The following is a 12,311-nucleotide window of genomic DNA, read 5'->3' on the forward strand; positions in this document are numbered from 1 at the left end:
AAAGGAGAGAATTCAAATGTTAGCTAATGAAAATTTACCAAAATTTGGACCGCTGCAAGGTATAAAAGTATTACATGCTGACCAAGTATTAGCAGGTCCGCATTGTGCACAATTATTTGCTGACTTTGGTGCAGATGTCATTTGGGCTGAAAATGCAGTTACTCCGGATTTATCACGTTTTGCAGGAACGATGTCTGCTCCGCAAGAGCGTCGGAATCAAAGAACGATTGCTTTAAATATTCCGACACCCGAAGGAGAAGAAATCTTTTTTAAACTAATTAAAGAAGTAGATATTTTTATTGAAGCTGCCAAGGGAGGACAATATGAAAAATGGGGTTTAACCGATGAGCGTTTATGGGAGGTCAATCCGCAGCTTGTCATTATTCATATTTCCGGCTTTGGTCAAACAGGTATTGAAAAATATATCAAGCGACCTTCCTTTGATGCACTTGCACAAGCATTTAGTGGCTATATGAGTGTCAATGGTTTTGTTGATCGTCCACCAATTGCAGCACAGCCGTTCACAGGAGATTATATGACAGGGGTTTATGCGGCATTTGCTGGGATGGCTGCGGTGTATCGAGCTAAAACGACTGGAGAAGGAGAAAGTATTGATATAGCGCAATATGAAGTCCTCCTTCGAGCCCAGTATTGGGCAACCGATTATTTAACAAGAGGAAAGATTTACGGAAGACAAGGAAATCATCATACAGATTTTGCAGCGGTTGGATTATTTACATGTCAAGATGGAGAACATGTTTATGTCTTCTGGATGGGAGCGGGTACCCTTAAAAAAGGTCTTCCATTATTAGGCTTAGAATATGGAAGTGATTTAATACCAGAAGGCACAGGTTCGATTAGACTAGGTACACCCGCGGGGGATATTGTAGAAGAGAGATTAAAAGCTTTTTGCTTAAGCAAACCAGCAAGTGAAGTGGAGGATATCCTATTGGAAGCTGGCATTCCATGCAGCAAAATAATGGATTATCAAAGCCTATCAGAAGATCCACATGTTCAGATTCGGGAAGTTTTCACAGAATGGGAAGATAACGAAGGAAATGTCATAAAAGGTGTAAATGTTGTTCCTAAATTTAAGAATAACCCAGGAAGAACATGGAGAGCTATGCCAGATATCGGAATGGATAATGAAGAGATTTTGTCAGAGCTTGGTTACTCTGATAAAGATATTAATAGATTCTATGAAAAAAGGACCATTAAGAAATCTCAAGAAGAGAAAAAACAAAAAAGTTAATAAGCGCGATGAAGGACATTCACTAAAAAATCATTCGAATGTCCTTCTACCCGCAAAATAATAAATGAAGAACACACTCCTCTCCAACAACTTATCTACTTACTGCAAATCCCTTTTCTACCTGCTCCCTCATTTCTCATCGTTTTAATCAAATCCCGAGCTTGAGGTGAAAAACTTCTCTTTTTTAGAACGAACATCACTATATATTCGATCTGCTTATTTTCACCTCTATCTTTCAGAAAAAATGAAATAATATTCAGATTAATCTAATTTACTTTAAATATTCCGAATTATATAATAAATATATAAAATTGTCGACAATCAACTAAGGTCGATTGCAAGGAGAGGGGGATAAGCGATGATAAAAGTTGTTCAAAAGCAAGAATATCAAGATTTATATGAGGAAAATCGGCTATTCAGAGAATTTCCATTCTCTTCTTATCAAGAGTGGAGGAAAGCTGCAGAGAAGACATTAAAAGGCACCTCGTTTGAGGAGAAGCTTGTTTCGAAAACCTATGAAGGTATTTCTCTTAAACCAATGTATAGAAAAGAGGATATAGAGGGTCTTTTACACCTTTCTGCTCTGCCTGGGGCTGCTCCTTATGTGCGTGGAACACGGGCATTAGGTTATCAGGAAAAACCATGGGAGGTAAGTCAGGAGCTTGTCTATAGCACGCCTTTAGATTTTAATGAGGCAGCTAAAAATGATCTGGAACGAGGCCAGACGATGCTAAACCTTGTACTCGATCAAGCCTCCGCCTTACTACAGGATCCGGATCAAGCCTTACCGGAAAAAGTAGGCAGAGGGGGTGTATCCATTAGTACCTTCCAAGATTTAAATAAAGCCTTGGAGGGGATTGACCTTGAACAAACTCCTTTTATTATTCAAGCGGGTTGTGCAGGATTACCAATCTATTGCATGGTTGTTGCACATGTCCAAAAGAAGGGAATGGATATCAGCGAGCTGCGTGGCTGTGTGGGTATGGATCCGTTAGGAACGCTGGTAAAAGCAGGGACGATCCCGTTTTCTGTGCAGAAAGTGTATGACTTAATGGCAAGTTATACCTTATGGGCTAAAGATGAAACGCCGGAATTAAAGACGATTCTAATACAAGGAGATTCTTATCATAATGCAGGAGGAAATGCTGTTCAAGAGTTAGCATTTGCTTTGGCTACCGGTGTGGAGTATGTTCGTGAAATGCAAAAAAGAGGGTTGGTAATTGAAGAGATTGCGCAGAGGATGCTCTTTTCCTTCTCGATTGGCTCTAATGTATTCATGGAAATCGCCAAGCTTCGTGCAGGACGTTTACTTTGGTCTAAAATCATTGATGCTTTTGGAGGGAATGAAGAAGCACAGAAAATGTTTATTCATGCCCGCACTTCTTCCTGGACCAAAACTGTGTATGATCCATATGTAAATATGCTACGTGGTACAGCGGAAGCATTCGCTGCCATTATTGGCGGCGTTGATAGTCTTCATGTTTCGCCTTTTGACGAAGCTATTCGTCCAGCAGATGAATTTTCCCGCAGGATTGCAAGAAATACGCAAATTATTTTAGAAAAAGAAGCTCACTTATCGAAAGTGGCAGACCCGGCTGGCGGCTCTTGGTACATTGAATCTCTTACTGATTCTCTTGCTAAACAAGCGTGGGAACTATTCCAGCTTATTGAAGGCATGGGTGGAATGTTCAAGGCACTTGAAAATGGTTTTGTACAAGCCCAAATCAAAAAGATCGCTGACAATCGTTTCGTGAATATCGGACGACGTAGGGATAAATTTGTAGGTACGAACATGTATCCGAACTTGAATGAACAAAAGCTTTCAAAACGTGAGGAGGACAGGGATTCTGTCTATCAAACCCGATGTTTAGAGGTATGTTCTTATCGAAGATCAAGAGATGGAAGTGAAAAGGAAAGACTGCTTCATGTCCTGAGAACAAATGGAGAACAAATCATGAACACGTCTTTAAAAGCTATTCATGCAGGTGTAACTTTAAGTGAATGGGTGCAGGCTATTAGCCAATCGGATGAGGTTCTACCGACAATTCAAGCCTTGGAGCTGCATCGCGGAGCAGAACGCTTTGAAGCTTTACGGAAAAACGCAGAAATTATTAAAGAAAAGAACGGATCATTTCCGAAGGTCTTCCTCGCCAATATGGGACCGATTCCACGGCACAAAGCGCCGGCTGATTTCGCTAAAGAATTTTTTGAGGTCGGCGGGTTTGAAGTGATTTCCAATAACGGTTTCGAAACCGCGGATCAAGCTGTACAGGCTGCACTGGAATCCGGTGCTTCAATTGTTGCAATCTGTTCGAATGACGCCGTATATCCCGAACTAGTACCACTGTTGGCGCGGGAGCTTAAACAGGAAAATCCGGAAATTACTCTTTTTGTAGCGGGGCTGCCGGATTCAGAACAAGCAGAACTTTTCAAGCAGGCCGGTGTGGATGAATTTGTCCATTTGCAATCAAATTGTTATAACGTGCTGTCTGACCTTCAACAGCGGAAAGGAATTGGACGATGAGGAGAAATCCGGATTTTACAACGATTACCTATACAGGAAACTCTCAATCTTCCAGTACAATGCCATTGAATCATGTTGCTTTAGACGATTATAAATGGAAGACGATGGAGCAGATTGATGTAAAGCCAGTTTACAACAATAAAGACTTGACGGGAATGGAACATCTTGGGTATGTTGCCGGGATCGCCCCATTTTTGCGCGGGCCGTACCCGACAATGTATGTAACAAAGCCATGGACAGTTCGCCAATATGCGGGATTCTCGACGGCAGAGGAAAGCAATGCGTTCTACCGCCGGAATCTGGCTGCAGGGCAGAAAGGGCTTTCGATTGCCTTTGATCTGGCTACACACCGCGGCTATGATTCGGATCATCCAAGAGTAGTCGGGGATGTAGGAAAAGCTGGTGTTGCCGTGGATTCGATTTTGGATATGAAGATTTTGTTTGACGGTATTCCGCTCGATAAAATGTCTGTTTCGATGACGATGAACGGTGCGGTTCTTCCCATTATGGCTTTCTACATCGTCGCCGCAGAGGAACAAGGTGTTCATCAATCACAGCTGACCGGAACAATTCAGAATGATATTTTAAAAGAATATATGGTGCGGAATACGTATATTTATCCGCCTGAAGCTTCGATGCGGATTATCGCTGATATTTTTGCTTATACTTCACAGCATATGCCGAAGTTCAACAGCATTAGTATTTCCGGTTATCACATGCAGGAAGCGGGAGCAACTGCAGATATTGAATTAGGCTACACGCTGGCGGACGGGTTGGAATATGTAAGGACCGGATTAAGAGCCGGCATCGATATCGATTCATTTGCACCACGCTTGTCTTTCTTCTGGGCAATTGGGATGAACTATTTTATGGAAGTGGCCAAAATGCGGGCGGCACGGTTGATTTGGGCAAAGCTTATCAAGCAGTTTAACCCGAAAAATGAAAAATCGATGGCTTTAAGGACGCACAGTCAAACCTCCGGCTGGAGTCTCACGGAGCAGGATCCATTTAATAACGTGACAAGAACCTGCATAGAAGCAATGGCTGCTGTCTTAGGACATACCCAGTCGCTTCATACGAATGCACTGGATGAAGCGATTGCACTTCCAACGGACTTTTCAGCCAGGATTGCCCGCAATACCCAATTGTTTTTGCAGGATGAAACAGGGATCTGTAAGGTCGTTGATCCTTGGGGTGGGTCCTATTATGTAGAATCACTTACCCGGGATCTTGTAAACCGTGCCTGGGCACATATTCAAGAGGTTGAAGCACTAGGCGGTATGGCTAAGGCGATTGAAACAGGCTTGCCGAAGATGCGGATTGAAGAAGCAGCGGCCCGCCGTCAGGCTCAAATTGATTCGGGTAAGGAATCGATCATCGGTGTCAATCAATATCGTTTAGATAAGGAAGATCCGCTTGAAATTCTTGAAGTAGACAATACTGCCGTGCGTGAAGCCCAGATTCGGAGATTAGCAGAATTGCGGGCAAACCGTGATGAAATAGTAGTGAAATCAACACTTGATGCTATTACAAAGGCAGCTGAAACAGGTGAAGGAAATCTGTTGGCATTAGCGATTGAAGCAGCAAGAGTAAGAGCGAGCCTTGGGGAAATTTCGGATGCTTATGAAAAGGCAGTCGGCCGCCATAAGGCTGTCATTCATTCCATAACCGGAGTATACAGTACGGAATTTGGCGAAGGCGAACAGGTAGCGCACGTAAGGAAAATGGCTGACGACTTCGAAAAACGAGAAGGCAGGCGCCCAAGGATTATGATTGCCAAAATGGGGCAGGACGGACATGACCGCGGGGCAAAGGTCATTGCTACAGCATTTGCGGATTTGAGCTTTGATGTCGATATTGGTCCTTTATTCCAAACACCTGAAGAAACCGCAATGCAAGCTGTAGAAAATGATGTTCATGTTGTAGGGATGAGTTCCTTGGCTGCCGGTCATAAAACATTATTACCACAGTTAATAGAAGAATTAAGAAAGCTTGGTCGTGAAGATATCGTCGTGGTAGTGGGCGGTGTTATTCCGGCACAGGATTATGAATTCTTAAGGCAGAATGGAGCAGCAGCTATTTTTGGACCAGGTACAGTAATACCTGCAGCTGCACAAAAGGTGCTCGAAGAGATCAACCGCCGTCTTGAGGATGAGATCTAATTATGGATAAAAATGAGAAAAAACCGGAATGGGTGCCGGAAGGCGGGGGAGCTGAATTCGCTTCTCGTGTACTGGAAGGGGTTACAGGGGAGCACTCCGAACTGACCGACACTATAAGAGTTTCAGCACTACCACTTCCGCCGCGAAGGCGCCGGTTATCTGTAAGTTACTATGTTCAGGGGGTACTTTCAAAGAACCGGACCATCATCGCACAAACAATTACTCTGGTTGAAAGTAATAATGCGAAGCATTTGGAAACAGCACAAGAAGTGTTGAAACAGCTGCTTCCCTACACCGGAAATTCAATTCGGATCGGAATTACCGGTGTTCCCGGTGCAGGAAAAAGTACATTAATCGAAGCGTTGGGCACAATGCTTTGTGAGCAAGGGAATCGGGTTGCGGTCCTGGCTGTCGATCCGAGCAGTACGGTTACAGGAGGCAGTATTCTTGGAGACAAGACAAGGATGGACATGCTATCACGGAATCCAAATGCCTTCATCCGCCCTTCTGCTTCAGGAGGAACGCTTGGTGGGGTAAATCGCAAAAGCAGGGAAACGATGCTTATTTGTGAAGCAGCCGGGTTTGATGTCATTCTTGTGGAAACCGTAGGGGTCGGGCAAAGTGAAGTAACAGTACGTTCAATGGTCGATTTCTTCTTATTGGTCATGCTGACTGGAGGCGGAGACGAACTTCAAGGAATCAAAAAGGGTGTTATTGAACTGGCCGATGCCATTCTTGTCAATAAGGCGGATGGAGAAAATAAACAGCGTGCACTAACAGCAAAAGCTGAGTTTAATCGAATTTTGCATTATTTGCAGCCGATAACAGAAGGATGGTTTCCCCAGGCCTATACATGCTCGGTATTAACGGGTGAAGGGATTGCGGAAATGTGGCAGGTCATTCAAGATTTCCGCAGCAAAACATCTGAATCAGGTGTGTTCAGTCAGCGGCGCCGAAAACAGACCATTGATTGGATGTACACAATGGTAGAAGATTACCTGCGAACAAGCTTCTTTAACCATCCGGAAGTAAGCAGATTTATCCCGGTGATTGAAAAGGCATTGGTAAACGGTGAAATGTCGGCAACCATGGGTGCGAAACAATTATTGAAAACATATGAGGAAGTCTGAACAATATAGAGAGGAAGAAGAGGATGAGAGCTACACCACCAAAACAAATTGCACATATCGGGATTGCGGTAAAGGATTTAGAAAAATCAGTTCAATTTTATACCGAACTGCTTGGGTTAACTTGTCTCGGTTATGAAACGGTAGAAAGTGAGAAGGTTCGTACCTCATTCCTGGAAATAGGAGAGACCAGGCTGGAACTTTTAGAAGCAACCAGCCCGGACAGCCCGATTGCTCAATTTATCGAAAAGAAAGGGGAAGGAATTCATCATATTGCCTTACAGGTGGATAATTCAACCGAACGCTTAGAGTTCTTGAAGGATCAAGGAATTAAGTTAATTAACGAAGTTCCAAAACAAGGAGCACACGGTAATTTAGTCGCATTTCTTCACCCGAAATCAACAAACGGGATACTGCTGGAGTTATGCCAGCCACTAATGAATGAAGATTTGAATAAAAAATAGATTCATAAATTTTATTGACAGAAGATTAAAGGGGGATACCATGTTAGCACTTGTAAACTTTTTGGCCTTTATCACTGTAACTGGTTATGCTATTTACTTATTTATCAATGTGGTATACAGCCGGTATTTGTTTGTGAAGCTTGGTAAGAAAACCGCTTTTGAACCGAACCTCAAAGAACGAATCAATGCTGTATTGGTTAATGTTTTCGGCCAGCGAAAATTGTTTAAAGACAAGAAAAGTGGTCTTATGCACTTAGTGTTGTTTTATGGCTTTTTTATCATTCAAATCGGACTCATAGAAATTATAATTAAGGGATTTTTTAGAGGTTTTGAATTCCCTCTCGGGGCTGCACACAAATATTTCAGTCTCTTGCAGGAGTGGACTACCTTCCTCATGCTGTGCGCTATGGTATATGCTTTTTATCGCCGTTATATTGAGAAGCTGAAGCGGTTGCAATTGAAGCGGGATGCCAAAGCCGCGTTTGTTATTATTGCTCTGATCACGCTGACCATATCCATACTACTTTCGCTGGGATTTGAAAAGGTTATGCTGGGGCAAAAACCGGATTTTGTCTATGATCCATTCTCCGGAGTGATTGCGACTGTGTTTTCCGGCATCGGAACAACAGCAGCAACCGTACTGTTCTACTTATTTTGGTGGGTGCACATGATAACCGTGTTCTCATTCATGGTGTTCGTGCCGCAGTCAAAGCAAGCGCATGAGTTATTCGCTATGTTCAACATCTTTTTCAAAAAGAGCGGCCCTGTTGGAAAATTGAGAAAAATAGATTTCGAGGATGAAGATGCCGAGGAATTCGGTGTCGGGAAAATAGAGAATTTTACTCAGCAGCAGTTGATCGATCTGTATGCATGCGCGGAATGCGGACGATGCACGAATATGTGCCCCGCTTCAGGAACAGGGAAGACGTTATCTCCAATGAATTTAATCGTTAAAATGAGGGATCATTTGACAGAAAAAGGAGCAGCCATTACATCCCGTAGTCCATGGATGCCTGGTTTTGCTTTTGGTTCTTCTGCATTATCCCCTTCATTATCGATTGGATTGGCTGCTCAGGAAAGTGCGTCAACTGTTGAAATGCCCAATCTAATTGGTGATGTGATTACCGAGGAGGAAATATGGGCATGTACAACATGCCGTAACTGCGAAGACCAATGTCCTGTTATGAATGAGCATGTGGATAAAATCATTGATTTACGCCGTTACCTCGTCCTAACTGAAGGAAAATTAAATCCAGATGCACAGCGTGCAATTTCCAATATCGAACGTCAAGGAAATCCATGGGGGATCAACCGTAAGGAACGGGCTAATTGGAGGGATTCTTTAGAAGATGTTACGGTCCCTACTGTAAAAGAATTGAAAAAAGCAGGAGAAGAGTTTGAATACCTTTTCTTTGTTGGATCTATGGGTTCATATGACAACCGAAGTCAAAAAATTGCTCAATCCTTTGCCCGGGTAATGAACCATGCTGGAGTGAAGATCGCTATACTTGGTAATGAAGAAAAGAACTCCGGTGATACACCGCGCCGAATCGGAAATGAGTTTTTATTCCAAGAATTAGCCAATGCAAATATTGAAACATTTAAAAAGTATGATGTTAAGAAAATTGTAACGATCGATCCGCATGCTTTTAACACACTAAAAAATGAGTATCCTGAGTTTGGTTTAGAGGCAGAAGTTTATCATCATACTGAATTGCTGGCAAAATTAATTAGAGAGGGAAAATTAACGCCAAAGAATCATGTGGATGAAACCATTACCTACCATGACTCTTGCTATTTAGGGCGTTACAACAATGTGTATGATGCTCCTCGTGAAATCTTAAAATCCATTCCTGGAGTCAAGGTTGCAGAGCCTGAACGGAAACGTGAGACATCCATGTGCTGTGGTGCCGGCGGAGGACGTATGTGGATGGAGGAAAATGCGGGAACCCGCATCAATGTTGCGAGAACAGAGCAGCTTCTGGAAACGAATCCAACTGTCATCAGTACAGGATGCCCATACTGCTTGACCATGATCGGCGATGGGACGAAGGCAAAGGAAGTTAACGATAAGGTACAAACCTTAGATGTAGTCGAAATTCTGGAAAAATCGTTACGATAATGGTGCAAGGAGGATGACCATTTGGTTATCCTCTCCTTTATTTAATCTTTTGAAAATAACCATTTTCGTCATTTTGGCAGTTAACTGGACTTCAATTGAAAACAATATAAGAGCAACCCGTCACCTTATAGGTGACTGAAAGGAGACTGTATGGAAACGGTCTATTTGAACCGTGATAACTTAGCGACCTGGCAGGAAAAAGCAAAACCGAATGTAATGGCACTTGGCTGTTTTGATGGTCTCCACAATGGGCATTGTAAAGTGATCAACACGGCTTACGAAGAAGCCGTAAAAAGAGATGTGAAACTGGCAGTGATGAGCTTTTTTCCACATCCCAAAACTGTGATCACAAACGGTAAAGAACATGTTCGTTATTTAATGCCGTTATCTGAAAAAATAGCAAGACTTGAAAGCATGGGTGTTGATACATTTTATATTGTTGAATTCAATCAAAAATTTGCTACTCATCCACCAGAAAAGTTTGTTGTTAACTATTTAATTCAACTCGGTGTTGTCCATGCAGTCGCTGGTTTTGATTTTTGTTATGGATGTCGGGGGGCAGGAAATATGGACCGGTTAATCAATGATTCAGGAGGACTTATTAATGTTACAAAAGTGGAAAAAGTGGAGTACAAGGGCAAGAAAATAAGTTCTTCTTGTATTCGGGAACGGTTGTTAACGGGAACGGTTGAGGATCTTCCCCCATTTCTTGGTAACTTTTATGAAGTCAAATGTAATTGGGATGGGGAGGATTTAATACCGCAACCGTACTATACACTCCCTGCGCCCGGGCGTTATGCTGTTACGCTGAAAAATCAAATGGGTTCCATGAAAGTAGAAGTGATGGTACTCGAAACTCAGGGTGATCCGTCACTAAAATGTCTAACAGATATTCCACCCTTCTTAAAGGGCAGATTATCCATTGTCTGGAAGCGCCACATCGTGATAGACAATGTCCAAACTTATGACAAGAAGATACTAATTTCATAATTTTAAGTGTTTCATTCTCCGCAGATTATATAATGCAATTTAATAGAGGATATCATTTGAGATATCCTCTATTTTTATTTTTTTATACCCATTTTCTATTTGTTGCCTTTCAAATTAATAAAAAGATTGACTAATAGTAGAGACATATACATGGCTGTTATTGGCAACAGTAAGGGAATCAGTATTCGCAATCTCAACCATATATTCTATTTGTTCTATTTTCATTTTTTACCTCTATCTTTCGGAAAAAATGAAATAATATTTAGAAAAAACTAATTTACTTAAAATATTCTGAATAATATAATAAGTCCATAGAGTTGTCGACGACCTTTTTAAAAAAACTTTTACCAGTCGACAATCAACAAAAAGGAGGAAAAATAAATGGATTTTAGTTTAACAGAAGAACAAAGAATGGTACAAAAAACGATAAGAGATTTCGTTAATAAGGAGTTAATTCCCTTAGAAAATGACGTCCTTAAAAATGAGCGTGAAGGGAGACCGGGAATTTCCAGAGAACAATTAAAGGAGCTTCAATTAAAAGCAAAAAAAGCTGGGTTCTGGGGAATCAATACACCTGAAGAATATGGAGGTGCTAACTTAGATCCAATTACCAGTGCCATCGTTACAATGGAGCAATACAGAACGTTTGTCCCGTTTGAATTTGGGGGTCATGCTCACAATATTCTTTATGCGTGTAACGAGGAACAAAAACAAAGATATCTTGTACCTGTAGTAAATGGGGAAAAGATCCCATGCTTTGCTTTAACTGAACCAAGCGGTGGATCTGATCCGCAAATGAATACAACAGCTGTTAGAGATGGTGACGAATATATCCTTAACGGTGAAAAAGTTTTCATCACTCGTGGTATGGAAGCTGATTTTGCAGTCGTTTTTGCTTCAACTGATAAATCGAAAGGAAGAAGCGGTGGTGTTACAGCATTCCTGGTAGATCGTGAAATGGGTTGGAGATCTGAACCAATTCAAACAATGGGTGGAACTTGGGAGCCTGCACAATTAATTTTTGATAATGTTCGCGTCCCTAAAGAAAATATCATCGGTGAAGAAGGAAAAGGATTTAAATATGCGATGATGTTCATCAATCATAACCGTGGGTGGGTTATTCCGGCACGAAGCATTGGTGCTGCTGAAAGACTATTAGAAATGTCTATTGATTACGCTAATACTCGTGTAACTTTCGGAAAACCAATTGGTACCAACCAAGCGATCCAATGGATGATTGCTGACTCCGCAACTGAAATTGAAGCAGCAAAATGGATTATGTTCCGGGCAGCATGGATGGCTGATCAAGAAGGTTCTTGGAACTCTGATAAAAATGACAGCATTAAATTTAGACATCAAGCTTCAATGTCAAAACTTTATGGCACTAACATGGTTAACCGTGTTGTTGACAGAGCTATCCAAATCCATGGCGGTATGGGCTTCACAAAAGAATTCCCTATTGAGCGCTGGTACCGTAACCTACGTGTTTGGAGAGTATATGAAGGTTCTGATGAAATGCTTCGCAGAACCATTTCAAAACATTTACTTGATGAACAAATTAAGCCTGGCGAGTTAATGCCTAGCATAAAAGATAGCTTAGTTTTAAAATAATCGTTAACAAAAATAAGGCTTTACAATATGTATGAAACAAATTGTAAAGCCTTACAATT

Annotated in this window: 8 protein-coding genes; all 8 read left to right on the forward strand. The window is 41.8% G+C overall.

Annotation, left to right across the window (positions count from 1 at the left end; all coding sequences use genetic code 11):
* The first annotated feature begins 16 nt into the window (after positions 1-16).
* On the forward strand, positions 17-1,252 hold the full coding sequence (gene caiB, locus JN080_RS10060) for an L-carnitine CoA-transferase (RefSeq protein ID WP_256235846.1): 1,236 nt from the start codon (positions 17-19) through the stop codon (positions 1,250-1,252).
* A gap of 358 nt (positions 1,253-1,610) precedes the next feature.
* A complete protein-coding gene (locus JN080_RS10065; protein WP_256235847.1) occupies positions 1,611-3,776 on the forward strand; it encodes a methylmalonyl-CoA mutase family protein in 2,166 nt (721 codons plus the stop codon).
* The gene (gene scpA / locus JN080_RS10070; protein WP_256235848.1) at positions 3,773-5,938 is read left to right on the forward strand and encodes a methylmalonyl-CoA mutase; all 2,166 of its coding nucleotides are present in this window, start codon (positions 3,773-3,775) and stop codon (positions 5,936-5,938) included. The genes JN080_RS10065 and scpA overlap by 4 nt, the downstream gene beginning before the upstream one ends.
* Positions 5,938-7,068, forward strand: a complete 1,131-nt coding sequence (gene meaB / locus JN080_RS10075; RefSeq protein WP_375141630.1) for a methylmalonyl Co-A mutase-associated GTPase MeaB — start codon at positions 5,938-5,940, stop codon at positions 7,066-7,068. Before scpA ends, meaB begins: the two co-directional genes overlap by 1 nt.
* 23 nt (positions 7,069-7,091) lie before the next feature.
* On the forward strand, positions 7,092-7,529 hold the full coding sequence (gene mce, locus JN080_RS10080) for a methylmalonyl-CoA epimerase (protein ID WP_256235850.1): 438 nt from the start codon (positions 7,092-7,094) through the stop codon (positions 7,527-7,529).
* Positions 7,530-7,569: 40 nt separating this feature from the next.
* Entirely contained in the window at positions 7,570-9,651 is a 2,082-nt protein-coding gene (locus JN080_RS10085; RefSeq protein WP_256235851.1) for a (Fe-S)-binding protein, read from the forward strand.
* Positions 9,652-9,801: 150 nt separating this feature from the next.
* Positions 9,802-10,641, forward strand: coding sequence for an FAD synthetase family protein (locus JN080_RS10090; protein ID WP_256235852.1), 840 nt, complete (start codon positions 9,802-9,804; stop codon positions 10,639-10,641).
* Positions 10,642-11,022: 381 nt separating this feature from the next.
* Positions 11,023-12,252 carry an acyl-CoA dehydrogenase family protein gene (locus JN080_RS10095; RefSeq protein ID WP_256235853.1) on the forward strand — a complete coding sequence of 410 codons (1,230 nt, stop codon included), beginning with the start codon at positions 11,023-11,025 and terminating at the stop codon, positions 12,250-12,252.
* Positions 12,253-12,311: the final 59 nt, after the last annotated feature.

The sequence above is a fragment of the Bacillus sp. EB600 genome, assembly GCF_024494385.1.
Classification (GTDB): Bacteria; Bacillota; Bacilli; order Bacillales; family Cytobacillaceae; genus JAEVLT01.

What these genes read in the sequence shown, in the direction of transcription:
- JN080_RS10085 (WP_256235851.1), top strand. Translation starts at nt 7,570, where the DNA reads ATGTTAGCACTTGTAAACTTTTTGGCCTTTATCACTGTAACTGGTTAT.
- mce (WP_256235850.1), top strand. Translation starts at nt 7,092, where the DNA reads ATGAGAGCTACACCACCAAAACAAATTGCACATATCGGGATTGCGGTA.
- JN080_RS10065 (WP_256235847.1), top strand. Translation starts at nt 1,611, where the DNA reads ATGATAAAAGTTGTTCAAAAGCAAGAATATCAAGATTTATATGAGGAA.
- JN080_RS10090 (WP_256235852.1), top strand. Translation starts at nt 9,802, where the DNA reads ATGGAAACGGTCTATTTGAACCGTGATAACTTAGCGACCTGGCAGGAA.
- JN080_RS10095 (WP_256235853.1), top strand. Translation starts at nt 11,023, where the DNA reads ATGGATTTTAGTTTAACAGAAGAACAAAGAATGGTACAAAAAACGATA.
- scpA (WP_256235848.1), top strand. Translation starts at nt 3,773, where the DNA reads ATGAGGAGAAATCCGGATTTTACAACGATTACCTATACAGGAAACTCT.
- caiB (WP_256235846.1), top strand. Translation starts at nt 17, where the DNA reads ATGTTAGCTAATGAAAATTTACCAAAATTTGGACCGCTGCAAGGTATA.